The organism is Hymenobacter lapidiphilus, from assembly GCF_003417065.2.
Taxonomy (GTDB): domain Bacteria; phylum Bacteroidota; class Bacteroidia; order Cytophagales; family Hymenobacteraceae; genus Hymenobacter.
Map to the genome: position 1 here is coordinate 1 of NZ_QVLT01000011.1, position 26,104 is coordinate 26,104.

Sequence of the window (26,104 nt, forward strand, 5' to 3'; positions counted from 1 at the left end):
GGCCCGAGGGCGGGGGCGGAGTCCCGGTGGGGCGGGTAAAACGAATCAAATCATCGAGAACACAGTACATTGCAACGGTCTGTTCGCGCATGGTCGGCAGGGCTTGAAGGGGTCGAATACTTCAAACCTAGTCTGTTCACGCCGAACAGACTTTTTTTTGGCCTTATTTATACCTCGCAACTTGGGTTAGCAACGACTTTCTGAAAAGCTCCACTAAAAAACCCGGCCAGCCGTTAGGCTGCCGGGTTTATTGCAGGTATGGGTGCCAGTTTTGATCGAGGGTGCCGGCGCTGAGCTTGAGGAAGCCGGTGAGGGTAGGCTTTTTGGGCTGCTGCCGGATGGTGAGGCCCGCTTCCTGGGGCGTGTAGTGGCCTTTGGCGTGGTTGCAGCGCGAGCAGGCCGTGAGCAGATTGCTCCAGCTGGAGTCGCCGCCTCTACTTCGGGGGATTACGTGGTCGAGGGTCAGGTTTTTCGTGGAGCCACAGTACTGGCACTCGAAGTTGTCGCGCTTCATTACGTTGTGGCGGCTTAGGGCAATGCCTTTGTAGGGCACGCGCACGTAGCGTTGCAGCCGGATGATGCTGGGCTTAGGATACGCCCGGCTCACAGTACGCAGCACGCCGTGCTCCGACTTAGCAATAAGCTCGGCCTTTTCAAGATAAAGCAACACGAAAGCCTTCTGGACGCTACACAGCGTAATGGCCGTGTAGTCGCCGTTCAGTACAAGCACCTTGTGGTCCATACAGCGCGAAGAAAAAGAACCTACTCTGCCAGAAAGCTAGATGATTCTAAGCGCATTAACAATAGGCAACCCGTTCTGGTTGCGGCGGGATGGATGGAACTGCCATTCTGAGCGGAGCGGAGAATCTCGCGAGCAATGGCAACTTCCGATAATGGAATTACCATTGCTCGCGAGATTCTTCGCTCCGCTCAGAATGACCGGTTGCTTCTACTACTCGTATCCTTTACCCGTCTTATTACTCGCTCAGAATGCGCTTGATGAGGCGCAGCTTGTGGCTGTAGCGCTGCTGGTCGCGGCGGAAGATGCCGTTGTGGTCGAGCGGGTCGATGCGCACCTCGCCGCTGGCGTGCAGAATCTGCTGGTCGTCGAGCAGCAGGCCCACGTGCACGATGCGGCCCTCGGCGTTGTCGAAGAAGGCCAGGTCGCCGGGGCGGGTCTGGGCCACAAAGTGTACCGGCTGGCCCGCCTCAATCTGCTGGTGGGCATCGCGCGGAAGCTGCACGCCTATCAGGCCGTAGAGCTGCTGTACGAGGCCCGAGCAGTCGATGCCGAACAGCGTTTTGCCACCCCACAGGTAGGGCGCTTTCAGGTACTGCAGGGCCATTTTCTGCAGCAGCTTCAGGCGCATATCGGCGGGGCCCTGGGGGCCGTGGCCGTTGCGCGGGTTGGTGGCCGAGCCGTTGTAGAAGTAGGGCTGGTCGCCGAGGCGCAGCGTCATACCATCAAAAAACGGCAGCCGGGTACCCAGCGTAACGGGCATTTTAGTACTGTCGTCGCTCACCATCTGCACCACATCGAGGGTGCGGGGATGGTCTTCGGCCTGCCAGAGCCGGAAATAATCGGCCGACACGGGGCGATGCTGCTTGGCATCCATCCAGCCCACATATTGGTCGGCGGCCAGGCGTACTTGCAGCCAGTTGCCCTGCACGAGCAGCACCGAGTAGCACTCCCCGAAAATGAGCTGGGTGACGATTTCGGCCTTATCGGTGGCCTCGGCCCGTACCGGCACGGCGCTCAGGGCGCAAATTCCGTGTTCCACAATCGTCAATTAAAAGTCCCGGGCGCGGTCCATTTCGCGCTTCTGGTCTTTAGCCTTCAGGTCGTCGCGCTTGTCGTAGAGCTTCTTGCCCTTGGCCAGCGCAATTTCGAGCTTGGCAAAGCCCCGGTCGCTTACGAACAGGCGCACGGGAATGATGGTGAGGCCCTGCTCCTGGTTTTTACCGGTCAGCTGCTTCAGTTCGCGCTTGTTGAGCAGCAGTTTGCGGGGCCGGGTGGGCTCGTGGTTGTTGTAGGTGCCTTCGGTGTACTGGGCAATAGTAATGTTGTGGGCCCACAGGCTGCCATCGGGGTGGAACACGCAGAAGCCGTCGGCCAGCTGTACGCTACCAACACGGATGCTTTTGATTTCGGTACCCTTCAGGACTATGCCGGCGGTGTAATTGACCAGAAAGGCGTACTCGAACCGGGCGCGGCGGTTCTGGATGTTGATGTGCTTGGGTTTGTCGTCTTTGGCGTGGGCCATAGGATAAAAAGCTGGCAGCGGCCCGCCCCGAAAATGGCTCCGGAGCCTTGCCGCCGCGCAAGGAACGTAAAAAAGGCTTAACGGCTGGCCGCCGTCGGGGGTTGGAAGATGCGCCGTCCGATGTCCGGCCCAGCCTTAAGGCTGCGCGGGCTGCCGCTCGTACAGCGCCCGCCACTGGTCTTGGTACACGCGCTGGTACTCGCCGATGCGGGCCGGGGCAGTAGGCGGAATGTGGTAGACGTCGTTGCTGGTGTTGTAGTCGGGGATAATATACTGCACCGAGTCGGCGGCGGCGCGGGCAAAAACCGAGTCGAGCGGCGTAGCCGGGGCAGTCAGGAAGGTGAGGCCACGAATCCGGTAATTATCAATCTGCCCGAAAATGAAGTCGAGTGGCGCAATGACTTTGGCACCGCGCACGGGCATTTGGGCGGCCAGCCGGGCGTTGAGGGCCATGATATCGGGGCTGCGCTGGTTGAGCTGGCGCACGTACAGGAGTTGGGCCAGTGTGCCCACCGGATACAGCACCACCAGCGCCAGCAGCACCCGCCGCGTCCCCGGCTTCCATTGCCCGGCCGACAGGGTAATTTCAACCACCAATACTACCAGAAACGGCACAAATAGCAGGTAGTAATAGGCCGTGGGGCTTTTGGTGAGCAGCCAGAATAGCCCCAGCAACAGCACGATGTAGCGCAAAACCGGTTTCGGTAGCGGCGGCAGCCCTACAGTGGCGCGGCGGCTCCACCAGGCCAGGGCCAGGGCCACCAGCGCCACCACCGAAAGCGCAATTTCGCCCGCGCTATGAAAGAAAATGCTGTGGTAGCGGGCCATTACCCGCAGCTTATCACTCAGGTGCAGGTTGGGAGCCACTACCGGGTAGTTCACGAACTGGTCGGCCAGCACGGGCAGCTCTCCGACCAAAGCGGCATCGAGCGCAAACAGCGCTAGTACCGCCGCGGCGGGCACCGAGAAGCTGAACAACGCCCGCCAGCCGGCCCGGTACCAGATCAGCCACAGGGCCCCGGCAGCCATATACAAGGTGCCATTCGGGTGCACCAGGCCGGCCAGACCGGCCAGTGCGCCAGCAGCAGCGAGGCGGCCCAGGCGGCCGTCGGCCCGGTGCAGCACCAGGTACGAGGCGAATCCGCAGAGTGCCACCGTGGTTTCGGGCCGGCCCGCGAAGCCGAACATCATCACCGAACCGCAGCCCACGTACAGCAGCGCCGCCAGCCAGCGGGCCTCGGCGGGCGCGGCCCTAAAGTAGCGCAGCAGCAGCCCCAGCGTGGCAACAGCCGAAAGCAGGGCGACCGACTTCACGGCCACCAGGCTTTCGCCCAGCACCGCCAGCTCGGCCGCCATCAGGTAGATATAGCCTTTGTGAAAGATGTAGAGCCGGTTTTCCCAACCACCAAACCCCCGGAACAGCTCCGAATGCACGTACCCGTCGCGCAGCAGCCAAAAAGCCTCCTCTGCCGACCAGGCATCATCGAAATGCGTGTATCGCCCCACCAGCGAAGCCGCAAATAGTGCCAACACAACCAGCAGGGCTACATAATAGAAGCGCGGGGGCAGCAAACGAGCGGACGGCGAGGAAAAGGGCATGAGGGGGCAACAAAATGCTTTTCGGCAGGCAAACATACGCGCCTCGCCGTTGAAGCTGTTACGAGAACCAGTGAACTGCTTCCTTATCGGCCTACCCCCGCAGCTCCCGAAAACGGGCCTGCAGCCTCTCGCTACTGACGATGCGCTGGCCGGTGCGGCCGGTGGCTACCAGCCGTGCGCCCACCAGCGCCTCTACCTGGCACAGTAGCTCGGCGCCGCGCAACTCCTCAAAAACCGCCCGAAACTCCACCGTTTCACCCTCGAAGGCCGGGCCGCGGTGCTCCACCGTCAGCAGCGTACCAATGCCCTCCTCCCCCGCTTCCATCATCTGCTCCACAAACTGCCGGCTGGTCCATTCCAGCGCCTGTCCCAGCGCAAACGTACTCAGCACCGGATGAATCAGCCGGCCGTTGAGCACCGCGAAGTCGGCCGCCGTTACGGTCAGCTGGTACGTCTGCTCATCGCCGGGCCGGAAAGGATTGGTCATTGGGAGGGATTAGGGATTAGGGAAGAATCTTGCTTGCTGAGCGGAGCCGAAGCATCTCTACCGCAATGTTCTCACGTCAGGATTGGCAATGCGGTAGAGATGCTTCGGCTCCGCTCAGCATGACGTTCTTTCTGTCCTTACAACTGAACCCTACACCAGTTTCAGCCGCGGGTCGGAGCTGACAAGCTGGGTGGCAAAGTCGCCGGCTTCGTACTGGAACTGGGCGGTGCGGGCGACCATGGCGGCGTTGTCGGTGCAGTACTGGAAGGCGGGGATGAACACCTGCCAACCTTGGGCAACCGCTTCGTCCTGCAGGGCCTGGCGCAGGCCGCTGTTGGCGGCCACTCCGCCGGCCAGGGCAATCTGGGCGAGGTTTTGGTCGGCGGCGGCGCGGCGCAGCTGGCGCAGCAGCGTCTGGATGATGGTGTGCTGGATGCTGGCGCAGAGGTCGGCCAGGTTCTGCTGCACGAAATCGGGGTTTTTGGTGGTTTCTTTCCTGAGAAAGTAGAGCACGGCAGTCTTCAGGCCGCTGAAGCTGAAATCGTAGCCTGGCATGGTGCCGACCGGGAAAGGAAAGCGCAGCGGGTCGCCCTGGCGGGCCAGCTTGTCGAGGTGGGGCCCGCCAGGATAGGGCAGCCCGAGCAGCTTGCCCGTTTTGTCGAAGGCCTCACCAGCCGCATCGTCGATGGTCTGGCCGATGATTTCCATGTCCAGCGGCCCGCGCACCACCACCAGCTGGGTGTGGCCGCCGCTTACAGTGAGGCACAGAAACGGGAATTCGGGCCGGGGCTCCTCAATAAAGTGGGCCAGAATGTGGGCCCGCATGTGGTTGACGGCAATCAGCGGTTTGCCCAACGCCAGGGCCAGCGTTTTGGCGAACATGCCGCCTACCAGCAACGAACCCAGCAGCCCCGGCCCCTGCGTGAAGGCCACCGCGTCGAGGTCAGTTTTGGTGATGCCGGCCTGCTTGAGGGCCGCGTCCACTACCGGCACCAAGTGCTGCTGGTGGGCGCGCGAGGCCAGCTCGGGTACCACGCCGCCGTACTGCACGTGTACCTGCTGGGTGGCTACCACGTTCGACCGTATTTCGCCGTCGACGAGTACGGCCGCCGAGGTGTCGTCGCAGGATGATTCGATGGCGAGGATGGTCATTTTGGAGAAGCTAGGAGTTGGGAGCGAGGAGCTGGAATTCAGAAGCAAAACTACAACGAAGCAACACGATGCCCGAACGATGTAAGGGCGGGGCTTGCCCCCGCCCGCCGTTGAACGATGCGTAATGCCGCAGTTGCAGAGGCGGGCGGGGGCAAGCCCCGCCCCTGCATCGTTCGGGCCCCCTCGTTCCTCCTCGCCCGATTCTGGCTCCTAAATCCTGACTTCTAGCTCCTATCTTTGTCCCGTGCCCCGGTTTCTGTCCATTATTCTAAAAGTGCTGTTTGGCCTGCTGCTGCTGGTGGTACTGGCCGTGGTGGGCACGCTGGTGGCGTTGCGAGTGCCGAGCGTGCAAACCAACCTGGCCCAGCGGGCCGCGCGCATGCTCACCGAAAAGCTCGGCCAGAAGGTGCTGGTGAACCGCGTGGACGTGCGCCCCTTCTCGCGGGTGCTGCTCGAAGGCGTACGGGTGCTCGACAAGCGCGGCAACGAGCTGTTCAACATCGGCCGGGCCGATGCCGACATCAAGCTCTTCAGCATCTTCGACCCCAACCAGCTGCACATCGGGCGGCTTACCTTGGAGGAGCCGCGCTTTCATCTGGTTACCTATAAAAACAACCCCGATTCAACCACGCTCGACCAGTTCATCAGCTCCGTTAAGCGCCTGCTGGGGCCTTCCGATACCACCAAAACCGGCAAGCCCTTCAACTTTCAGATTGAGGCCTTAAGCTTGCGCAACGGACAGTTTGTGCTGGACCGGCAGGACGTGCCGCGCATTCCGGAGTACGGCCGGGCGATGGATTACGCCCACATGCAGCTCGACAGCATCTACGTCGATGCCGACCAGCTCTGGCTGCGGGGCGACTCCATCCATGCCAACATCACGGGCCTGCGCACCGTGGACACACCCTCGGGCACCCGCCTGCGCGAGCTGACTGCCAACATGACCTACGCCAGCAAGTTCTGGGAGTTTGACAAGCTGATGCTGCGGGTGGGAGAAAGCAAAATCCACGATTACCTGCGTTTTGAGTACGAGCGGTTCCTGAACTTTACCAGCTTCAACGACTCGGTGAAGGTGATTGCCCGGCTGCAGCCGAGCCGCCTGTATTCCGACGACATTGCCAAGTTCGCGCCCCAGCCCAGCGTGCGCGACCTGAAGGAAACCATCCTCATTTCGGGCCAGGCGAAGGGCTACGTGCGCAACTTCACCACCAAAAACCTCGACATCAGCTACGGCAAGGGCACGCGGGTGCGCGGCGACATCAACGTGGAAGGGCTGCCCAATTTCAAGGAAAGCTTTATTGTGATGCGGCTGCAGCCCTCGGTGCTGCGCGGTACCGATTTGCGGCGCTACATCCCGGCCAAAGGCTGGCCCTACGTGCAGCGGCTGGGCACGGTGAAGCTGAACGGCCAGTTTCTGGGCTTCTACAACGACTTTGTAGCCAACGGCTCGTTCCAGACGGCCCTGGGCTCGGTTACCTCCGACGTCAACATCAAGCTCAAAGATAATCCGCGCCTGTCCAGCTACGAGGGAAAAATCCGCACCAACGGCTTCCAACTGGGGAAGCTGCTGGGCGACGAAAGCCTCGTGCGCGATGTGGCGTTTAACGGCCGGATAGAAGGCGTGGGTTTCGAAGCCAGCAGCCTGCGTCTCACGGCCAACGCCAACGTGCAAAGTATCTGGCTCAACGGCTACCGCTACCGCAACATCACTACCAACGGCGTGTTCAGCCGCCGCTCGTTTACGGGTAAGATTGCGGCCAACGACCCCAATCTGAAGTTCAACGCCGAGGGCACCATTAACCTGCGGCCCCGCGAGCAGGCGTTTGACTTGCGGGCCCGGGTGCAGAAGGCCGACTTGCGGGCCCTGGGCCTCACTAACGAAAGCGTAACGGTAGCCACCACCGCCGACGTCAAATTTCAGGGCCTTCGCCTCGATGCGCTGCTGGGCTATGCCCACCTGCGCAACTCGCGCGTGGGCTATGCCGGCCGCACCGTGAACATCGACACGCTTGATATACTGAGCCAGCTGGAAGCCGGGCAGCGCCAGGTGCGGGTACGCTCGGAGGTGCTTAACCTTTCATTGGCCGGCGACTTTACGCCCAGCACCGTTATCCGCGACGTGAAAACGCTGGTGCAAGAGTACAAGCTCAACTTCGAGAGCAACGACGACGCCATTGCCGCCTACTACCGCCGCAAGCGCCAGCAGCCGCTACCCGACTATCAGATTGGCCTCAACCTGTACCTGAAGCGGTTTAATCCGGTGCTGCACCTGTTTGTGCCGCAGCTCAGCATTGCCGACTCTGCCCGTTTCGACGGCTCGTTCCGCAACGGACAGACCTCTATTTTCCAGCTGGGTGGCCAAATGGCCCGCGTACAGTACGACAGCGTGCAGGTATTCAATGCCGATGTGGACCTGACGACTTCCAAGCTGCCCTACCAGCCCGAAATTCTGGCCCAGGCCAGCGTTACCTCGGAGCGGCAGCGGCTGCCGGGGCTGGGGGCCACCGAGAACTTCTACGTGGAAGGCGTGTGGGACCAGGAGAAAATCAACTTCTCGACCTCGCTGGCTCAGACCGGCACCACTAACAAGGCCCAGATAAACGGGGCGCTGGTGTTTCTGGAAGACGCCGTGAAAATCATCTTCCGGCAGTCGGGCGTGAATTTGCTGGGCAAGAACTGGACGATTGCGCCCGACAACTCGCTGGTAATTTCGGGTGGCGGCCGCGAGCTGGACTTCCAGAACGTGACGCTCAGCAACGGCGAGCAAAGCGTGAGTGCCCAGGGGTTTATATCGCAAAATCCTGCCAAGCCGCTGGCCCTCACGGTCACCAACTTTGAGCTGGCCACGCTCAACGGCCTCACCGGCACCCAGAAATTCGGGGGCCGGGTGAATGCGCTGGGTACCGTTAGCGGCGTGTTCGGCCCGCTGGTCATCAACTCGACGCTGAAAGTGGATTCGCTGACGCTTGACCAGACGCTGATTGGCAACGTGGAGGGCCGCGGCGACTGGGACAACACCCTCGGCCGGCTCAACGTGAACCTCGATGTGGCCCGCGACGCCCGCCGGGTGCTGGCCGTAACCGGCTACATCGCGCCCGGCTCCGACACCCAGCAGCTCAACCTGAGCGGGGTGCTGGAGCAGACGCCCATCAAACTGGCTGAGCCTTTCCTCAACACGCTGTTTAAAGATGTGAGCGGCACCGGCGTGGGCACGTTGCGCGTAAACGGGCTGTTTGCGGCTCCCGTACTCACCGGCAACATTGATGTGTCGGATGGGCAAATGACGTTCATTTACCTAGGTACCACCTACCGGTTTGCCGACCGAATCCGGTTTCTGGAAGACCGGATTGCGCTCCAGAACATTACGCTACGCGACCCCCAAGGTAATTCGGGCGTCATCAACGGCAACATTTACCAGCGGGGCTTCCAGAACATGCGGCTGGATCTGAGCGCCTCGTTCCGTAAGCTGCAGGTGCTCAATACCACCCGCCGCGACAACGAGCTGTATTTTGGGCAGGCCTACGCTACGGGCACCGCCGTGGTGCGCGGTCCGGCCAATAACCTGTTCATCAACGTAACGGCCCGTAGCGAGGCCGGCACGCGCATGTCGCTGCCGTTTGACAACGCCGCCAAGGCCGAGCAGGCCAGCTACATCAAGTTTGTCAACCGCAACCTCTCCGATTCGGCGCGGGCGGTGCTGGCGGCCCAGAACCCCAAGGGCGTCACCACGGGCAAGGTCGATTTGTCGGGCCTGCGGCTGAACATGAACCTCGACATTACGCCCGATGCCTACGTGGAGCTGCTGCTTGATGAAAGCACCGGCGACATTATTCGGGGCACGGCCACCGGCCAGCTGCGGCTCAACATCGATACCCGGGGCGACTTCAACATGTACGGGCAGGTGGAAATTGTGCGCGGGGCTTACAATTTCACGCTGCAGGGGCTGGTAAACAAGGAATTTGTGGTGCGGCCCGGCGGCACCATTGCCTGGAACGGCGACCCGCTGGCCGGCGAGCTGAACGTAACCGCTACCTACACCCAGCGCACCAGCCTGGCCCCCGTGCTCTACCAAACCGGCAATACGGCGCCCAACACGTCGCTCGTGCCCGTAACGGCCGTGATGAACCTGACCGGCCCGATTCTGCAGCCCATTATCAAGCTCAACCTCGAATTCAACGATATTCCTTCGTCGTTGGAAGGCGACTTGGCCCCTTTCCTGTCGGCCATCCGCAACGACGAGCAGGAGCTGAACCGGCAGGTGTTCAGCCTGGTGGTGTTCCGGCAGCTTACGCCGCCCGGCTCGCTGGCCGTTACCCGCCTCGACGGCGGCAACAATGCACTGGGCAACAGTCTGGGCCAGATTCTGAGTACCCAGCTCGGGCTGCTGACCTCCCAGATTGACCCCAACCTGGAAATCAGCTTCAACATCAATGGCCTCTCGGCCGACGATTTGGCGGCCCTGCAGCTGCGGCTGAGCTACTCCTTCCTCAACGGCCGCCTGCGCATCACCCGCGACGGCAGCTTCGGCAGCAACAGCAACGCGGGTACCAGCGCGGGCGGCGCACCGGTGGGCACAGGCCAGAACTCGGTTATCGGTGATTTGAGCCTGGAGTACTACCTGCGCCCCGACGGAAAATTCCGGGCCAAGCTGCGCTACGAAACCACTCCGCGCGACTTTACCGGCCTGGGCCAGAACGTGAACCAGGCCCGCGCCGGCATCTCGCTGCTGCACACCGAGCAGTTCGACACCTTCCGCGAGCTGTTTGCCCGCAAGCGCCTGAGCCGCCGCGACCGGGACGCCCGCAAAGCCCGCGAGCTGCAGGTAGACAACGACCCGCGCACGGAAATATAAGCTTCGTTCTATCGTCGCGCCTCACCCCCTAGCCCCCTCTCCGGAAAAGGAGAGGGGGAACTAGTTGCTAACTTTGCATCTAGTGTTCTAGCTTTAAGCGTTCTGTTTTTAGTTCTAGAAACTGAAATCTAGTTCTCCCTCTCCTTTTTCGGAGAGGGGGCTAGGGGGTGAGGCGCACGTGAGGCGCAACGCCAAAACATCAACTAATTCACCGCATGAAGCAGCCCACCCGCAAAAAGAAGCTCGGTAGTTATCCGCACCTGATGGTGGTGTTCAGCATTACGCTGGCCCTGCTGGTCGTGGGCCTGTTCGGGCTGCTGCTGATTCATGCCCACAAGGTGTCGACGCTGGTGAAGGAGAACCTGGAGATGCAGGTGTACCTGCAGCGCGACCTGCCCGAAACCCAGCTGCTGCAGCTGCAGCAGGATTTGGCCCGCAAGCCTTACGTGGCCCGCAAGAACAACGAGCCCCAGGTGCGCTTTCTGTCCAAGGAAGAAGGCGCCCGCCAGCTCATCGACCAGACCGGCGAGGATTTCCAGCAGTTTCTGGGCGACAACCCCCTGCGCGACGCCTACCTGCTCAAGTTGAATGCGGACTACGCCGACGCCAAAAACCTCGCCCGCATCAAGCAGGAGCTGGGCCAGATGCCGGGCGTGTTCGAGGTCGATTACGTGGAGAGCCTGATTACGTCGGTGAACGAGAACCTGCGCAACGTCAGCCTGGTGCTCATCGGTTTCGCGGCCATCCTCACGTTTGTGGTGGTGGTGCTCATCAACAATACCATCAAGCTGGCCCTGTTTTCCCAGCGTTTCCTGATTCGCAGCATGCAGCTGGTGGGCGCCACGCCGGGCTTTATCCAGTGGCCGTTTCTGCGCCGGGCGGTGTGGCAGGGCCTCGTAAGTGGTATACTGGCGAGCCTGCTACTGGCGGCGCTGCTGCAGTACGCCTACCTGCAGCTTAGCGAGCTGCGCCTGCTCGAAGACAACCGCCTGTTTGCGGCGCTGGGCATTATGCTGGTGGCGCTGGGCATGGGCATCGGTTTCCTCAGCTCCTGGCGCGCCGTGCGCAAGTACGCCGGCATGTCGCTGGACGAGCTGTATTAGGAAGTAATTGGGAGCTTGGGAAAACGTCATTCAGAGCGCAGCGAAGAATCTCGCGTGCTCCGTTGAATAACGGTCTTGCAACGTCAGCACGCGAGATTCTTCGCTGCGCTCTGAATGACGTTCTTTCCGATGCCTGATCATCCACTCGTTCTCCCAAATCCCTTATTGGTTGAATTTCGGCGGCGGCTTGCCGCAACTCCGCTACCTTTGCCCTCATGGAATCGACTACTCCCCGCTTCGCCTTCGGGCCGCGTAACTACCGCCTCATGTTTATCGGGCTGGCCGTGCTGGCGGCCGGCTTCATCACCATGACCCTCGATTCTGAAGAATACGGCGAAGGGTTTCTGGGTATTACGCTGGGCCCAATTCTGCTGGCCGTGGGCTTTCTGATTGAGTTCTGGGCCATTATGGCCCGCCCCGGCACTACTGCCCCCGTAGCCCGCGACGAAGCCACGGTAACCACCGTGCCCTCGCAGCCCGTGCCACCGGCCACAACTGCCCCGGCCGCTCCTGCCGCACCTACTTATAAGCGGTAGTCGGCAAAAGCAACCCGCTGTCATCCTGAGCTGCGCGCAGCATCTATACCGAAGCTACAGGCTGGCTTCTGTCCGGATTCTTCGCGTGGCTCGGGATGACAGGCGTTTTCTGCCCCGCACCCCTGTTCCCCGGACCTTATGTTACCCAGCCCTTTGAAATGACCTACTGGCAAGCCCTTATTCTGGCCATCATCGAAGGCCTGACCGAATTTCTGCCGGTTTCCAGCACCGGGCACATGATTATTGCCTCGGCCCTGATGGGCATTCCGGCCACCCCGTTTACCAAGCTCTACCTGGTCGTTATTCAGCTCGGAGCCATCCTTTCGGTGCTGGTGGTGTATTGGCGGCGGTTTTTCCAGAGCTTCGATTTCTACCTCAAGCTGCTGGTGGCTTTTCTGCCGGTAGTGGTAGTGGGCCTCACGCTCAAGAAGTATATCGACATTCTGCTCGAATCGGTGACGACGGTGGGGCTGATGCTGCTGATGGGCGGCATTGTGCTGATGTTTGTGGACAAATGGTTTCCGCAGGAAAGCGTTGAGGAGGGCGGCAGCCCGGTTACAACGCCCGGCTTCCGGCAGGCTTTTGTAATTGGCGTGTTCCAGTGCCTGGCCGTGGTGCCGGGCGTGAGCCGCTCGGCGGCCACCATCATCGGCGGCCTCACCCAGAAACTCACCCGCAAAGCCGCCGCCGAATTCGCCTTTTTCCTGGCCATGCCCACCATGGCCGCCGCCGCCGCCAAAGACCTGCTCGACTTCTACCAGGACGGCGGCCGCCTCACCGGGGCCGACCTGCAGCTGATTCTGTTCGGCAACGTGGTGGCCTTTGTGGTGGCGCTGCTGGCTATCCGGCTCTTCATCGGCTTCGTTACCAAATTCGGGTTTCGGGCCTTCGGTATCTACCGCATTATCGTGGGCGGCATTCTGTTGCTGATGATTGGCCTGGGCGTTGACTTACAACTGATATGAGCGAGAAAACAGTAGCCGATTTTGACTTCGAAACCGGGGAAGTCCTGCTCGTCGATAAGCCGCTAACCTGGTCGTCGTTTGATGTGGTGCGCAAGGTGAAGAACACGCTGCGCATTCCCAAAATCGGCCATGCCGGCACCCTCGACCCGCTGGCCACCGGCCTACTGATTCTGTGCACCGGCAAGAAAACCAAGCAAATCGACCTCATTCAGGCCCAGCAGAAGGAGTACACCGGCACCTTCCGCCTCGGCCAGACGACGCCCAGCTTCGACCTGGAAACGCCCGTCGACCAGGAGCGGCCCTATGAGCACCTCACCGAGGCCGAAATACGGGCTGCTGTGGCGCAGTTCATAGGCGAAATCACCCAGACGCCCCCACTGTTTTCGGCCGTGAAGGTGAATGGCGAACGGGCCTACGAGGTGGCCCGCCGGGGCGAAGAGGCCGTTATCAAGAGCAAGCAGGTAACGATTGCCGAGTTCGAGCTGACCCGCATTGCGCTGCCCGAACTGGATTTCCGCATCAGCTGCTCCAAGGGCACCTATATCCGCAGCCTGGCCCGCGACCTGGGCGAGGCCCTGCACTGCGGGGCCCACCTCACGAAGCTCGTACGCACCCGCATCGGCGAGTACCGGCTGGACGACGCCCTCACGATGGCCCAGCTGGAGGCCCTGCGCCCGCCCCGCCCCGAAGGCGAAGCCGACCGCGCCGCACGCCGGCCGCGGCGCGAACGGCTGCCCGAGCGCCGCGCCGGCCTGGAGTATTTCAACAACACCCACGCCACCCCCGCCGCCGCCGCCGACACGCCGGATTCGACAGGCCCGGCAGCGGCTGATCCAGCCGCGAATACCGAGGAGTAATGGCGCTATCTTCGGCCAGCCAGCAAAAATCAGCGTAATCAATAAAACCAGCGCGAACCAGTGATTTAATGGAGGTAATTCACGACCCGGCCCAGTTTCCTTACCTCGGCAATGCCGTGGTTACCAGCGGCACATTCGATGGCGTGCACGTGGGCCACCAGCAGATTCTGGCGCGGCTGTGCGAGGTGGCGCGGGCCAGCGGCGGGCCGGCCGTGGTCATTACCTACTGGCCCCACCCGCGGCTGGTGCTGGCGCCGCCCCCCTCCCACCCCGAGCCGCTCGACCTCTACCTGCTCAATACCCTGGAGGAGCGCGCCGCCCGGCTGGCCGAGTTCGGGGTCGATTACCTGCTCATCATCCCGTTTACCCGCGAGTTCGCGGCTTGGTCATCGGAGGAGTTTATCCAGCGCATTCTGCTCGACACAGTGGGCACCAGCAAGCTGGTTATCGGCTACGACCACCGCTTTGGGCGCAACCGCGAGGGCGGCTTTGATTACCTGCGCGAGCATTCGGGGCGCTACGGCATGAGCGTAGAGGAGATTCCGCGCGAGGATGTGGACGCGGTGGGCGTGAGCAGCACCCGCATCCGGAGGGCGCTGGAGGCTGGCGACGTGGATACCGCCAACCGCTACCTGGGCTACCAGTACCCCTTCACGGGCACCGTAGTAAGGGGCCGGCAGTTAGGCCGCACCATCGGCTGGCCCACGGCCAACCTAGTCTGCGCCGAAGACCTGAAGCTGGTGCCCGCTCGCGGCGTGTACGCCGTGCGCGCCACCACCGCGGCTGGCGAAACTTGGCCAGCCATGCTCAACATCGGTGTGCGACCTACCGTAGCCGGCAACCTGGCCCAGACAGTGGAGGCGAACCTGTTAGGCTTTGAAGGCGACCTGTACGACCAGCCGCTGACCGTAGAATTTGTGGCCCGCCTGCGCGACGAGCAGAAGTTCGATGGCCTCGATGCGCTGAAAGCCCAGCTGGCGCTGGATGCTGAGGAAGCCCGGCAACACTTAGCGGGCGACTAGAGCCACGTTACTGGTTGGTATAGGAAGTGCGCTTTTCTTTGGGTAAGTTGTTGGGCCGTTTCCCCCCTAAAATATCCTATATGAAAGCCTATACACCCCTGCTGTTTACGCTGCTGCTATTGCTATGCGTCGGGGCCATGCCAGTCCAGGCTCAATCACAGCTATGGAAGAGTCGCTACCGCTCCCCGGTCCAGGATAATTTGCAAGGTACGCTAATCATGCGCAGCGGGGGCTATCTGCTCAGTGGCACTGAAAGCTCCGGCCTTTTCCTGGTTCGGACCAAAGACCAAGGCGATACCATCTGGACTAAAAAGCTCAGGATGAAGCAGCTCACTTCCGTGAAAGCCACTGACTTGTTGCGCGAAGACGAACAGGGCCATCTGCTGCTCATTGGCACCGGAAATAAGGGCGTAGCAACCGCTACTTTCCTGGTGCTGCTCAACCAGGCCACCGGCGACACGATTTGGACCCGGACGCTGACAGGACCTACGGCCCCCGACTACACCGATCTGGCCTGGACGCCGGCCAACGACTACGTGCTGACGGCCAACATCGAGGGCCGCCCCTACCTGGTGCGCATGTCGGCCGCCGGCCAGATTACCCGCCAAACCCCCGTGGACTATGCCCCCGGCCAGCCCGGCGGCGTTACCCGCATGGCCCGTGGCGCGGGTGGCTATTGGGTGGCCGTAAACTCCTCGACCAGCAGCACCGATTCCGGTACTATCAAGATGGTGTTTGTGAGTGATGCCGGCGTCCGCGGCACCGAGTACCTCACGTCTTTGAGAATCCCCTATGGTAATTCGATTCATAATCTTCTTCCCGGCCGAGGTATCCGAAGCTTCCTTCCCGTCGAGGACGGTAATTTCTTAGTGGTTGATTCCGGTGCTGCCACCAAGCTTTCTCCCACCTTTACCACCCTATGGACGAGGAAAGATTTTAAGGCCTCTCCGAGCAGTCCTGGGGCCAGGGCCTTGTTGCAGGGCGTCCGTACTACCAGCGGGAATTACGTGTTTGTAACCATTTCTGGTGAGGGCTCCCATTCTGTAAAGGTGGACCTGCTCTGGGTTTTACCCGATGGTACGCCGCTCCGTAGCGGATTCTATTTTTCAGGCCTAGACCTCGGCACCCCCGATAAAGCGCTTATGCAGGTGAATCCGGTAACTGGCCAATTCGCCCTGGCCACTAGTATTAGCGGGGATTACGAGATGGTTGGTTTGAGTGGAGATGCCGTGCTGGCGGCGGCACCCGCAACGGCGGCGGCAGCTGCCCAGCTCTACCCCAATCCAATAACGGAGGCGGAGCGTTTGACCATTATAGCCCCCGTCCCGCTGACCGGCCCCTATCTGCTCGCCGATATGCAGGGCCGCGTCGTGCGCAGCGGACGCATGCAACTCACGGCCCCAGGCCGCTACGCTTTATCGTTGTCGGGGCTAACTGCGGGCCTTTATCAGTTGCAGCTCACCGACTCACAGGGCCAGCGCTCCGTGCTGAGGGTATTGAAAAAGTAACCGGCTGACATTACCTGATTGGCTTCGAGGGCAGCCAACTCGCGACCATTGCCCGCATGCGTAACAAACATAAATTCGTGGGCTGGAGAAGTAGACGGCCAACTGGTACAGGATACTGAAGCGGTGCTGGCAGCGTATTGGGCATTCGGTGCAGAAGTGCGCGGAGGGAAATGCTACCTTGCCAGTTCTAACTCCCACCTAATATGATAGACAAAACAGTAAGTGGCCCCCAGGCGGCTCTGGAGGGCCTTACCGATGGCATGACGCTCATGCTCGGCGGCTTCGGCCTGTGCGGCATTCCGGAGAACTCCATCCAGGAAATTCTGCGCCGGGGCGTGAAGAACCTCACCTGCATCAGCAACAACGCCGGCGTCGATGATTTCGGCATTGGGCTGCTGCTCCAGACCCGGCAGGTGCGCAAGATGATTTCGAGCTACGTGGGCGAAAACGCCGAGTTTGAGCGCCAGCTGCTGGCCGGCGAGCTGGAAGTGGAGCTGATTCCGCAGGGCACGCTGGCCGAGCGCTGCCGGGCCGGCGGGGCGGGCATTCCGGCCTTCTACACGCCGGCCGGCTACGGCACGGAGGTGGGCGAAGGTAAGGAAAGCCGCGAGTTCAACGGCAAAATGTACCTGCTCGAACACGCTTTACACGCCGATTTCGCCTTCGTCAAGGCCTGGCGCGGCGACACGGCCGGCAACCTCATCTTCAAGGGCACGGCCCGCAACTTCAACCCCATGATGGCCACGGCCGGCAAAATAACGGTGGCCGAAGTAGAGGAACTGGTGCCTGCCGGCGAGCTGGACCCCAACCATATCCATACCCCCGGCATCTTCGTGCAGCGCATTTTCGAAGGCAAAGATTACGAGAAGCGCATCGAACAAAGGACGGTTCGCCAGTCGTAATCAACCCAACCGTCATGCTGAGCGTAGCCGCAGGCGTAGTTGAAGCATCTCTACCGCCAAAGTATATAATTACTACTGCGGTAGAGATGCTTCGACTTCGCTGCGCTATGCTCAGCATGACAACCACAATTCCCCAAAGACATGCTCGATAAACACGGTATTGCCCGGCGCATTGCGCAGGAAGTAGAAAACAACTCGTACGTCAATCTCGGTATCGGCATTCCGACGCTGGTGGCCAACTATATCCCGGCGGGCATCAACGTGGAGCTGCAAAGCGAGAATGGGCTGCTGGGCATGGGGCCCTTCCCGACCGAGGACGAGGTGGACGCCGACCTCATCAACGCCGGCAAGCAGACGGTGACCACACTGCCCGGCTCCAGCCTGTTCAGCTCGGCCGACTCGTTCGGCATGATTCGGGGCGAGCACGTGGACCTGACTATTCTGGGGGCCATGGAGGTGTCGGAGAACGGCGACATTGCCAACTGGAAGATTCCGGGCAAGATGGTGAAGGGCATGGGCGGCGCCATGGACCTGGTAGCCTCGGCCAAGAACATCATCGTGGCCATGCAGCACACCTCGCGCGACGGCGCCAGCAAGCTGCTGCCGGCCTGCACGCTGCCCATCACCGGCCTGCGCTGCGTGAAGAAAATCGTGACCGAGCTGGCCGTACTCGACGTGACGCCCGACGGCTTCGTGCTCCGCGAGCGGGCGCCCGGCGTGAGCGTGGAGCAGATACAGGCCGCCACCGCCGGCAAACTGGTTATCCCCGAAGGCGGAGTGCCGGAAATGGTTATCTGAGTTTAGTTGGATGAGTTGCGGAGGGTAGTGTAGGGGCGGGGCTTGTCCCCGCCCCTACACTACCCTCCATAGCTACAGCGTTCCGCCTATTGCTCTAAATACGCAGCATGGCTTGGGCCAGTATGTGCCGGACGGCTTCGAGGGTGAAGTGGGAAAAGCACTTCTGGAAGTGGGCCAACGCAGCGGGGGCAGATAACGAGCCGGCTTTTACGGCGGCGGCCAGGTGGCCCGCCAGCTCGTCGGGGTGGCTGGTGAGGGCGGGAAACTCATGCTGGGTTTTGTAACGGTAGAGCACCTGCACGCGCAGCTCGGCGGTAGCGCCGGGCACCTGGCGCGTCAGGCGCTCCATTAGCAGCTGCACTTCATCCATGAACAGCAGACGTGCCAGGCCGGGTGGGCAGGGCACCGTCTGGCCCGGGGCGGCGGTGAGCAGCACGGCGGCGGGGCTTTCGGGGGCCCAGCCGAGCAGCAGGGGCGGCGCGCACAGCCAAGCCGTGGCCGGAAACCGTTGCGGGTCTTCGAGCACGGCGGCCAGGGTTTGCAAACGGCGTTCCGGCAGCGGCGACATGCGGCAAAGGTACGCACGGTGAAACAGGGAGTTGGTGAGTGCGCGACCTGCTCAGACTACACCGGGGCCACCCGCCATTTCCTTCTTTCGCCAACCCACCATCTCCCCTTCCGTACCTTTGGGTACAATCTTCTGTAATCAGCAACTGAGTATATGGCCGCGAGTTCACACGGAAAAACCGGCGGTAAGGCCGCCAAAAAGAATACACTGCCCGGCATGCCTGCGCATCCTGAGCCAAATACGCCTACGCCCGAACCCTCCCACAAACTGGTGCTGCGCACGTTGCGCCGCAACGACTTCAAGGAGGTAAAAACCATCATGGACAAGGTGTACTCCAACATGGAGGGCTCCTGGGCCCAGGACGAGTACAATGCCCTGATCAAGAAATTCCCGGAGGGCCAGATCTGCATCGAGGACAACGGCAAAATCGTGGCCGCTGCCTTAGCCATCATCGTGGAATACAGCAAGTTCGGCGACAAGCACACCTACGCTAAAATAACCGGCAACGGCAAGTTCGACACCCACGACTCCGACGGCGACACGCTGTATGGCGTCGATGTGTTCGTGGACCCCGAGTACCGCTCGCTACGCCTGGGCCGCCGCCTGTATGATGCCCGCAAGGAGCTCTGCGAGAACCTTAACCTGCGGGCCATGGTGGCCGGCGGCCGCATTCCGGGCTACAGCAACTACTCGGGCGAGATGACGCCCGCCAAGTACGTGGAGATGGTGCGTAATAAGGAGCTGACCGACCCCATCCTCACCTTCCAGCTGGCCAACGACTTCTACGTTCGTAAAATCATCCGCGGCTACCTGCCTTATGATTCCGAGAGCAAGGCCTACGCCACGCTGCTGGAGTGGATTAACGTGTACTACGAGGAGGAAACCGACAAGCTCATCGGCAACCAGAAGTCGAACGTGCGCATTGGCATTGTGCAGTGGCAGATGCGCGCCACCAAGGATTTGGAGGACTTCTTCCAGCAGATGGAGTTTTTCGTGGACACCGTATCGGGCTACAAGTCCGACTGCGTGCTGTTCCCCGAGTTCTTCAACGCCCCGATGATGGCCCTGACCAACGAGGAGTCGCCCTCGGTGGCCATCCGCTCGATGTCGGCCTTCACCGAACCCATCAAAATCAAGATGATGGAGCTGGCCGTGAGCTACAACATCAACATCATTGCCGGCTCGATGCCGCTTTACGAGGATGGCAAGCTGCACAACGTCAGCTACCTGTGCCGCCGCGACGGCACCGTGGACGAGCAGTACAAGCTGCACGTAACGCCCGACGAGGCCAGCTACTGGGGCATGCGCGGCGGCGATAAGCTGCGCTGCTTCGACACCGACTTTGGCAAAATCGGCATCCTCATCTGCTACGATGTGGAGTTCCCCGAGCTGAGCCGGATGCTGAGCGACGAAGGCATGAAAATCCTGTTCGTGCCCTTCTGGACCGATACCAAGAACGCCTACCAGCGCGTGCGGCTCTGCGCCCAGGCCCGGGCCATCGAGAACGAGTGCTACGTGGCCATTACCGGCTCGGTGGGCAACCTGCCGCGGGTCGAGAACATGGACATCCAATACTCGCAGAGCGCCGTGTTCAGCCCCTCCGACTTCGCCTTCCCCCACGACTCGATTGTGGCCGAGGCGACGCCCAACACTGAGATGACGCTTATTGCCGACCTTAACCTGGACCTGCTGAAAGACCTGAACACTAGCGGGGCCGTGCGCAACCTGCGCGACCGGCGCAAGGACCTGTACTCGGTGAGCTGGGTGAAGAACTCGGAGCGCGCCGACGAGCTGCTGAGCCAGGGCGAGGAGCGCGCGCCCAAAACGTCCACCCTCCACCCGCCCATTACGGTGGCGTAGGTCTGCTACGGCTCAGCTGTGCGTTTAGCTGTACCATCTCTTAATCAGGCCAAAAGCCGTCCGCCATTTCCAGGCGGGCGGCTTTTGGCTTTAGTGTGCTATAAACTTTTGAATATGTACATAATTTAGGCTTCTTGGAACTAAAAATGGGGTTGGCAGGCACTTTTGGGTTAAAGCCGAATTAAATGTGAAAGTATCCTAACCCAACCGTAAGCGCTGCCCCGTAAGTAGTGGCGGACACGGGCTACTCCGTGCTTATTTAATCCTACCCCATTCACCAAACTCTACCCGCGTATGCCCTCCTTCTCTACTCTCCGGCCAAAGGCCCGGCGCAATGGCCTGTTGCTGGCTACCCTGGGCCTGCTGGCCGCTGGCTCCGTGTCGGCCCAGACCAATACTACCACCGCCTTTGGCCTGTCGCTGACGACCAGCCTGACAACCAACCTGGTAACGTTTGACATTACGGCACCGGGCGTTTTCCTGACTAACCTGCCGGTTACGGGCATCACGACCGGCCAGAACCTGGTGGGCATCGACTTCCGGCCCAACACCGGCGAGCTGTTTGGGCTCGGCTACAATGCCACCGGCACGCAGGTGCAGGTGTACAATATCAGCCGCACCACGGCCGTCGCCACGGCCGCCGGCCCGGCCATCACCCTCGACCTGGGCACTGATATCAACCGCATTGGCTTCGACTTCAACCCGACCGTAGACCGGATTCGGGTGACGGCCGGTAACGGGGCCGATTTCCGCCTCAACCCCAACAACGGCGCTCTGGCGGCCACCGATGGCCGGCTGGCCTACGCCACCGGCGACCCCAACTTCGGCCAGACGCCCGGCGTGGGCTCCTCGGCCTACACCAACAGTTACATCGGCACCACCGCCACTGTCCTCTACGGGCTCGACGAGGCCAACAACCGCCTCGTGAAGCAGGATCCGCCCAACGACGGCAAGCTGGTAACCGTGGGCCCGCTGGGCGTAACCACGAACGGCGGCACCACGGTTTCCGACTTCGACATCTACTTTAACCCCGTTACCGGCGTCCAGACGACCTATCTGACGGTGGCCGAAATCAACATCGCGACCTTCTCGGCTGCTACCAAGCTTTACACGGTGAACCTGACGACTGGCGCAGCGACGCTGGTGAACAATGTGGGTACGGGTACGCTGGTGGCCGTAACCGATATTGCACTGCAGATTGTGCGCCCCGCGACACTCGCGGCGGTAACCGGCAACCTGGCCTACGCGCTGGCTGGCGGCAACCTGCTTTCTTTTGACACCGACCTGCCCGGCGTTATCCGCACGTCGGTGGGCATTACGGGCGTGGCCACCGGCCAGACGCTGGTGGGCATGGATGTACGGCCTCTCAACAATGCGCTGTACGCGCTGGGCTACAACCCCACCACCCAAACCGGCCAGCTCTACACCATCAACGCCGCAACCGGCGTGGCCACCAACCTCAGCGGTACGACCAACCTGAGCCTGCCCCTGGGCACGGGCAGCATAGCCTTCGACTTCAACCCCACCGTCGACCGGATTCGGGTGGAGGGCGTGAACCGCGCTAACTTCCGTATCAACCCCAACGACGGTACCGCCGCCCCCACAGTGGACGGCACCCTGGCCTACGCAACGGGCGATGCCAACGCCGCCGCTACCCCGGCCATTGGCTCGGTAGCTTACACCAACAGCTACAGCGGCCCGGGCAACCCTACTGGCGCTACCGGCCCCCGCACTACGCAGCTGTTTGCCTACGATGAGGCGCTGAACATTTTGGCCAACCAGAACCCCGCCAACGCCGGCACGCTGGCTACTGTGGGCACTTCGGGCGTAACCGTAGTGGCCGGTCCGAACGTGGACATGGACATTTACAGCACCGCCGAGGGCGCCAACACGGCCTACCTGGTGGCTACCACCGGCACATCGGCCAACTCCAGCCTCTACAACCTGAACCTGACCACCGGCGCTGCCTCCGGCCCCCGCCAGATTGGCCTGGGCCTGACGGTGCGTGACCTGGCCATTGCGGCCGGTGCGGGCGTAACGACCGGTATCCGCAGCCAGGCCGTGGCTACGGGCTTCGTGCTGTTCCCGAACCCGGTGGCCGACCGGGCCGAGATTAGCTTCCGTCTGCCCCGTGCTGGTGCCGCCGAGTTGGTGCTGACTGACGCGCTGGGCCGCATTGTGGAGCGCCAGAGCCTGGGCAACCGCGCTGCCGGTGCGCACTCGCTCAACTGGAACCCAGCCAGCCACCGTGCCGGCATCTACCTGCTCCGTCTGCTCGTCGATGGCCAGTCGGCCGGCGTACAGCGCATCGTGGTAGCGAAGTAAGTAGCTGCGTTGCCTCTCACTTTGGGGCAGAATTAACTGCAAAGCCCCTGACGTCCTTGCCGGCGTCAGGGGCTTTTTGCTGTTGGCAGCTTGTCGATTTGGTACACCCTAACTTGCTTCGCCGCCGCTCCATATGCGGGATGCTCGCCATAACGGGGGTAGTTCATACCGCGCCTACCGCTAGCCGTGCGGGCTTTCCTGGGCGGCGAAGTAGGCGTGGTCGCGGAGCACGGTGCGGATAAAGGGCTCGTCGGGCAGGTCGGTGGAGATGGTGGTGACGGTTTTGACTTTGCCGGCCAGCTCGTTGAGCAGTGCGTAGTCGCCCTGGGAGCCGGCTTGGCGGAACAGCTGGCGGATAAGCGTCGCGTCGTGGTCGGAGAGGTGGCGGGCCTGCTCGAAAACGGGCTGGTAGCCGGCCGGCACCAGGGTTTCGGCCGTGAGCGTGTGCACATCGGGGGCGCGGGGGCGCAGGCTGACCACGGTGGTGCCGGCGGCCATATCGCCCAGGCGCTGGCCGCGGCCGTTGAAAAGCGTGGCCACCAACGCCACCGAACCCGCCGTCATCCCGATTTCAAACAGCCCGATAAGCCAGCGTAGCAGGTAGTCGCCGGTGCCGGGGCGGGTACCATCGAGGCGGGTGACTTTGATTTTACGGGCCTGCTTGCCCAGGCTCTGGCCATTGAAAAAGATTTCGCACAGCGGATGGTACACCAGCAACGGCACGTAAATCAGCCCGTAGGCCATAATCTGCCGGCCATCATCCGACTCGGTTATCTGCTTGATCAGGAAGCTGACTACCGCCGCCCACAGCACCATTACCAGCACATCGAGCACCTGGGCCAGCACCCGGTCGCCCACGCTGGCAGCCTCGTATTCGAGCACCACGTTCTGGGTGGTCTGGATGCGGATCGTACTCATAAAAAAAGCGTAAAAAAGAGCCGTAACGGCCCATTGGAATCCTGTATATTTAGCCCGGCGGACTGGTCTGCTTTTCAACACAAGCAGCAAAAGCGATGCGCGAAACGGTCTTTCTGCGGCTCAACGAAGCCCGCTGGCATGGCTACGAGGCCCAACCGCCTGCCGGCCCCGACGAGCTGGCCCGGCGCTACGTAGAGCTAACCGACGATTTGGCCTATTCGCGGACCTTCTACCCCGAATCGGGCACCACGGCCTACCTGAACGCGCTGACGGGCAAGCTACACCAGTCGCTCTATAAAAACAAAAAGCAGGAGCACGGCCGCTTCGCCGATTTCTGGCTCCGCGAGCTGCCATTCATCATCATTCGCCACCACCGCATACTGCTGGCCACACTGGTGTTTTTCCTGCTCACCTGCTTTATCGGGGCCCTGTCGGCGGCCTACGACGACTCATTTGTGCGCCTGATACTCGGCGACGCCTACGTGAACCAGACGCTGGCCAACATTGAGAAGGGCGACCCAATGGCCGTGTACAAGGGCACCGATGAGAGCCTGATGTTTCTGCAAATCACGCTCAACAACGTGAAGGTTGCGCTTTATGCCTTTGCCGGGGGCATTACGGCGGGGCTGTTTACCTTCTTCATGCTGTTTCGCAACGGCGTGATGCTGGGTGCATTTCAGTTCTTCTTCCACCAGAAAGGCCTGCTGCTACCCTCGGTGCTCACCATCTGGATTCATGGCACGCTCGAAATTTCGGCCATTGTACTGGCTGGCGGGGCCGGAGCCATCATGGCCCAAAGCCTGCTGTTTCCGGGCACTTACTCGCGCCGCGACTCGCTGCGCCGCGGCGCCCGCGACGGCATGAAGCTGGTGCTGGCGCTGGTGCCGGTATTCATCTTGGCCGGCTTCCTCGAAGGCTTCGTGACGCGCCACACCGAAATGCCACTCTACGCCAGCCTAAGCATCATCGGCACCTCAGCGGCCCTCATTATAGGCTACTTTGTGGCTTACCCGTGGTGGTTGGCGCGGCGGGCTACTTAGCTGTTAGCTGTTAGCTGTTAGCTGTTAGCTGTTAGCTGAAAATAGGCAATCATCTGAACATCAATCATTATTGAACAAAAAAAGCTAACAGCTAGCAGCTGACAGCTAAAAGCTCAAAAACATGCGTCGTCACCTTGCCTTCAACCGGCCCACCGATTTTCTGCGCCGCCGCGACTTCAGCCAGAAAATGGAAGCCACCTTCGACTTCATCCGGGCCCACGCCACGCCGCTGGTGCGGGTGCTGGTAGTATTAGTACTGCCGCTGGCGCTGCTCACCGGCATCGGCACCAGCCTGTTGCAGGGCCAGATGCTGACTTTTCTGGCGTCGGTTGTCCGCCATAAGAATATGGGCACCCAGGCCCCTTACAGCAACAATATAATGCCTGAGTTCTTTACTTCGCCCACTCTCTGGCTGACCATGCTTTCGGGCATGCTGTTGTTTGCAGTGGTCCACCTGACGGTATTCGGCTACGTCATTCTGCAGGCCGAACGCACCACTGACGAGCCGATAACGGCGGGTGAGGTCTGGCAGGTGGTAAAGTCCCGGTTTCTGGGGATGATAGGTTCTCTTGTCGGGCTCGGGTTGCTGTTTGTAGCGGGGCTACTGCTCATGGGTGGTTTTATTGCCGGGTTCGGGATGCTGTTACAGTCCGTTTCCTCCGCGCTTTCTCTGCTGCCTGTCTTCTTCTTCTACATCGCCATATTCTACGCCATTGCGCCGCTGAGCCTGTTTTTTATCGTCTGGCTGCGCGAAGGGCGGGGCTTTTTCGGCAGTATTGGCCGGAGCTTTCGGCTGGTGTGGGGCAAGTGGTGGTCCACGTTTGGACTGCTGGTGGTCATCACGCTGATTATGTACCTGATTCTGCTTTTGTCGATGGGGCTGCTGTCGGTGGTGGGGCTGCCCATTGGAGGGCTGGTAAGCGTTGAGCCTGATGCCAGTTCGACACGGGTGCTGCTGATTGTGTATTCGGCCCTGCAAAGCCTGGTTACGCTGGTGTATTATCCGTTTATTCTCGTTGCCATCAGCTTTCAGTACTTCAACCTCGTCGAGCGCCTCGATGGCACCGGCACCCGGCTGATGGTGGAGGCCATTGGCGCGCCGGTGCCCGTTGCCGCCGCCCAGGCATTGCGGCCCGATGACGAGGGCGAATACTAGCCCTACCGCGCCCGGCGGCCGGCCGCGCCCTCTGGTCCCGGCCAATCAGGCCAACGCCCCGGCCAACGCTGCACTCTCCTTCACTATGCCCCAGCTTCCTTCCCTGCGCCACCTCTGCCCAGCCGCCCTGCTACCCGGGCTGCTGGGCCTGGCGCTACTGCTGGCCCCGGCGAGCGGCCGTGCTCAGGCGCC

The 26,104-nt window shown here is 61.4% G+C and carries 21 protein-coding genes; 13 read left to right on the forward strand and 8 right to left on the reverse strand.

Annotated features, from left to right (window positions below):
* Nucleotides 1-247: 247 nt before the first annotated feature.
* The 6 genes from D0N36_RS08325 to tsaD all read right to left on the reverse strand — a co-directional run bounded on the left by D0N36_RS08325 (nucleotide 248) and on the right by tsaD (nucleotide 5,502).
* On the reverse strand, nucleotides 248-742 hold the full coding sequence (locus D0N36_RS08325; protein WP_116940942.1) for an HNH endonuclease: 495 nt from the start codon (nucleotides 740-742) through the stop codon (nucleotides 248-250).
* A 235-nt stretch (nucleotides 743-977) separates the two neighbouring features.
* Nucleotides 978-1,781, reverse strand: coding sequence for a C40 family peptidase (locus D0N36_RS08330; protein WP_242478846.1), 804 nt, complete (start codon nucleotides 1,779-1,781; stop codon nucleotides 978-980).
* A 9-nt stretch (nucleotides 1,782-1,790) separates the two neighbouring features.
* Nucleotides 1,791-2,264, reverse strand: coding sequence for an SsrA-binding protein SmpB (gene smpB / locus D0N36_RS08335; protein WP_116940943.1), 474 nt, complete (start codon nucleotides 2,262-2,264; stop codon nucleotides 1,791-1,793).
* Nucleotides 2,265-2,399: 135 nt separating this feature from the next.
* Nucleotides 2,400-3,863 carry a glycosyltransferase family 39 protein gene (locus D0N36_RS08340; RefSeq protein ID WP_147320799.1) on the reverse strand — a complete coding sequence of 488 codons (1,464 nt, stop codon included), beginning with the start codon at nucleotides 3,861-3,863 and terminating at the stop codon, nucleotides 2,400-2,402.
* A gap of 91 nt (nucleotides 3,864-3,954) precedes the next feature.
* Nucleotides 3,955-4,350, reverse strand: coding sequence for a thioesterase family protein (locus D0N36_RS08345; RefSeq protein ID WP_116940945.1), 396 nt, complete (start codon nucleotides 4,348-4,350; stop codon nucleotides 3,955-3,957).
* Between the two features lie 150 nt (nucleotides 4,351-4,500).
* Complete coding sequence (gene tsaD, locus D0N36_RS08350) at nucleotides 4,501-5,502, reverse strand: tRNA (adenosine(37)-N6)-threonylcarbamoyltransferase complex transferase subunit TsaD (protein ID WP_116940946.1); 1,002 nt, start codon at nucleotides 5,500-5,502, stop codon at nucleotides 4,501-4,503.
* Nucleotides 5,503-5,746: 244 nt separating this feature from the next.
* Between tsaD and D0N36_RS08355 the strand changes: the two genes are divergently transcribed.
* From D0N36_RS08355 to D0N36_RS08395, 9 genes are all read left to right on the forward strand, one after another.
* The gene (locus D0N36_RS08355) at nucleotides 5,747-10,354 is read left to right on the forward strand and encodes a translocation/assembly module TamB domain-containing protein (RefSeq protein WP_116940947.1); all 4,608 of its coding nucleotides are present in this window, start codon (nucleotides 5,747-5,749) and stop codon (nucleotides 10,352-10,354) included.
* A 215-nt stretch (nucleotides 10,355-10,569) separates the two neighbouring features.
* Nucleotides 10,570-11,457, forward strand: coding sequence for a cell division protein FtsX (locus tag D0N36_RS08360; protein WP_116940948.1), 888 nt, complete (start codon nucleotides 10,570-10,572; stop codon nucleotides 11,455-11,457).
* A gap of 215 nt (nucleotides 11,458-11,672) precedes the next feature.
* Nucleotides 11,673-11,993, forward strand: a complete 321-nt coding sequence (locus D0N36_RS08365; RefSeq protein WP_116940949.1) for a DUF3098 domain-containing protein — start codon at nucleotides 11,673-11,675, stop codon at nucleotides 11,991-11,993.
* A 158-nt stretch (nucleotides 11,994-12,151) separates the two neighbouring features.
* Nucleotides 12,152-12,958 carry an undecaprenyl-diphosphate phosphatase gene (locus D0N36_RS08370; RefSeq protein ID WP_116940950.1) on the forward strand — a complete coding sequence of 269 codons (807 nt, stop codon included), beginning with the start codon at nucleotides 12,152-12,154 and terminating at the stop codon, nucleotides 12,956-12,958.
* Nucleotides 12,955-13,815 carry a tRNA pseudouridine(55) synthase TruB gene (gene truB / locus D0N36_RS08375; protein WP_116940951.1) on the forward strand — a complete coding sequence of 287 codons (861 nt, stop codon included), beginning with the start codon at nucleotides 12,955-12,957 and terminating at the stop codon, nucleotides 13,813-13,815. The genes D0N36_RS08370 and truB overlap by 4 nt, the downstream gene beginning before the upstream one ends.
* 68 nt (nucleotides 13,816-13,883) lie before the next feature.
* On the forward strand, nucleotides 13,884-14,837 hold the full coding sequence (locus tag D0N36_RS08380; protein ID WP_116940952.1) for a bifunctional riboflavin kinase/FAD synthetase: 954 nt from the start codon (nucleotides 13,884-13,886) through the stop codon (nucleotides 14,835-14,837).
* Nucleotides 14,838-14,917: 80 nt separating this feature from the next.
* The gene (locus D0N36_RS08385) at nucleotides 14,918-16,345 is read left to right on the forward strand and encodes a T9SS type A sorting domain-containing protein (protein WP_147320800.1); all 1,428 of its coding nucleotides are present in this window, start codon (nucleotides 14,918-14,920) and stop codon (nucleotides 16,343-16,345) included.
* Nucleotides 16,346-16,548: 203 nt separating this feature from the next.
* Nucleotides 16,549-17,247, forward strand: a complete 699-nt coding sequence (locus D0N36_RS08390) for a CoA transferase subunit A (protein ID WP_116940954.1) — start codon at nucleotides 16,549-16,551, stop codon at nucleotides 17,245-17,247.
* A 141-nt stretch (nucleotides 17,248-17,388) separates the two neighbouring features.
* Nucleotides 17,389-18,045, forward strand: coding sequence for a 3-oxoacid CoA-transferase subunit B (locus D0N36_RS08395; protein WP_116940955.1), 657 nt, complete (start codon nucleotides 17,389-17,391; stop codon nucleotides 18,043-18,045).
* A 94-nt stretch (nucleotides 18,046-18,139) separates the two neighbouring features.
* On the opposite strand, the gene D0N36_RS08400 is transcribed toward D0N36_RS08395, so the two are convergent.
* Nucleotides 18,140-18,613 carry a hypothetical protein gene (locus D0N36_RS08400; RefSeq protein WP_116940956.1) on the reverse strand — a complete coding sequence of 158 codons (474 nt, stop codon included), beginning with the start codon at nucleotides 18,611-18,613 and terminating at the stop codon, nucleotides 18,140-18,142.
* A 216-nt stretch (nucleotides 18,614-18,829) separates the two neighbouring features.
* Here D0N36_RS08400 and D0N36_RS08405 point away from each other — a divergent pair, with 216 nt between their 5' ends.
* Entirely contained in the window at nucleotides 18,830-20,473 is a 1,644-nt protein-coding gene (locus D0N36_RS08405; protein WP_242478847.1) for a bifunctional GNAT family N-acetyltransferase/carbon-nitrogen hydrolase family protein, read from the forward strand.
* Nucleotides 20,474-20,767: 294 nt separating this feature from the next.
* A complete protein-coding gene (locus D0N36_RS08410; protein WP_116940958.1) occupies nucleotides 20,768-22,798 on the forward strand; it encodes a DUF4394 domain-containing protein in 2,031 nt (676 codons plus the stop codon).
* Nucleotides 22,799-22,978: 180 nt separating this feature from the next.
* Here D0N36_RS08410 and D0N36_RS19930 read toward each other — a convergent pair whose 3' ends face one another.
* A complete protein-coding gene (locus D0N36_RS19930) occupies nucleotides 22,979-23,716 on the reverse strand; it encodes an RDD family protein (RefSeq protein WP_116940959.1) in 738 nt (245 codons plus the stop codon).
* 95 nt (nucleotides 23,717-23,811) lie between these two features.
* Here D0N36_RS19930 and D0N36_RS08420 point away from each other — a divergent pair, with 95 nt between their 5' ends.
* Nucleotides 23,812-24,756, forward strand: coding sequence for a stage II sporulation protein M (locus D0N36_RS08420; protein ID WP_116940960.1), 945 nt, complete (start codon nucleotides 23,812-23,814; stop codon nucleotides 24,754-24,756).
* A gap of 121 nt (nucleotides 24,757-24,877) precedes the next feature.
* Entirely contained in the window at nucleotides 24,878-25,912 is a 1,035-nt protein-coding gene (locus tag D0N36_RS08425) for a hypothetical protein (protein WP_116940961.1), read from the forward strand.
* Nucleotides 25,913-26,104 lie beyond the last annotated feature (192 nt).

What these genes read in the sequence shown, in the direction of transcription:
- truB (WP_116940951.1), top strand. Translation starts at nt 12,955, where the DNA reads ATGAGCGAGAAAACAGTAGCCGATTTTGACTTCGAAACCGGGGAAGTC.
- D0N36_RS08340 (WP_147320799.1), bottom strand. Translation starts at nt 3,863, where the DNA reads ATGCCCTTTTCCTCGCCGTCCGCTCGTTTGCTGCCCCCGCGCTTCTAT.
- D0N36_RS08345 (WP_116940945.1), bottom strand. Translation starts at nt 4,350, where the DNA reads ATGACCAATCCTTTCCGGCCCGGCGATGAGCAGACGTACCAGCTGACC.
- smpB (WP_116940943.1), bottom strand. Translation starts at nt 2,264, where the DNA reads ATGGCCCACGCCAAAGACGACAAACCCAAGCACATCAACATCCAGAAC.
- D0N36_RS08425 (WP_116940961.1), top strand. Translation starts at nt 24,878, where the DNA reads ATGCGTCGTCACCTTGCCTTCAACCGGCCCACCGATTTTCTGCGCCGC.
- D0N36_RS08420 (WP_116940960.1), top strand. Translation starts at nt 23,812, where the DNA reads ATGCGCGAAACGGTCTTTCTGCGGCTCAACGAAGCCCGCTGGCATGGC.
- tsaD (WP_116940946.1), bottom strand. Translation starts at nt 5,502, where the DNA reads ATGACCATCCTCGCCATCGAATCATCCTGCGACGACACCTCGGCGGCC.
- D0N36_RS19930 (WP_116940959.1), bottom strand. Translation starts at nt 23,716, where the DNA reads ATGAGTACGATCCGCATCCAGACCACCCAGAACGTGGTGCTCGAATAC.
- D0N36_RS08380 (WP_116940952.1), top strand. Translation starts at nt 13,884, where the DNA reads ATGGAGGTAATTCACGACCCGGCCCAGTTTCCTTACCTCGGCAATGCC.
- D0N36_RS08390 (WP_116940954.1), top strand. Translation starts at nt 16,549, where the DNA reads ATGATAGACAAAACAGTAAGTGGCCCCCAGGCGGCTCTGGAGGGCCTT.
- D0N36_RS08370 (WP_116940950.1), top strand. Translation starts at nt 12,152, where the DNA reads ATGACCTACTGGCAAGCCCTTATTCTGGCCATCATCGAAGGCCTGACC.
- D0N36_RS08325 (WP_116940942.1), bottom strand. Translation starts at nt 742, where the DNA reads ATGGACCACAAGGTGCTTGTACTGAACGGCGACTACACGGCCATTACG.
- D0N36_RS08360 (WP_116940948.1), top strand. Translation starts at nt 10,570, where the DNA reads ATGAAGCAGCCCACCCGCAAAAAGAAGCTCGGTAGTTATCCGCACCTG.
- D0N36_RS08400 (WP_116940956.1), bottom strand. Translation starts at nt 18,613, where the DNA reads ATGTCGCCGCTGCCGGAACGCCGTTTGCAAACCCTGGCCGCCGTGCTC.
- D0N36_RS08395 (WP_116940955.1), top strand. Translation starts at nt 17,389, where the DNA reads ATGCTCGATAAACACGGTATTGCCCGGCGCATTGCGCAGGAAGTAGAA.
- D0N36_RS08410 (WP_116940958.1), top strand. Translation starts at nt 20,768, where the DNA reads ATGCCCTCCTTCTCTACTCTCCGGCCAAAGGCCCGGCGCAATGGCCTG.
- D0N36_RS08365 (WP_116940949.1), top strand. Translation starts at nt 11,673, where the DNA reads ATGGAATCGACTACTCCCCGCTTCGCCTTCGGGCCGCGTAACTACCGC.
- D0N36_RS08385 (WP_147320800.1), top strand. Translation starts at nt 14,918, where the DNA reads ATGAAAGCCTATACACCCCTGCTGTTTACGCTGCTGCTATTGCTATGC.
- D0N36_RS08405 (WP_242478847.1), top strand. Translation starts at nt 18,830, where the DNA reads ATGCCTGCGCATCCTGAGCCAAATACGCCTACGCCCGAACCCTCCCAC.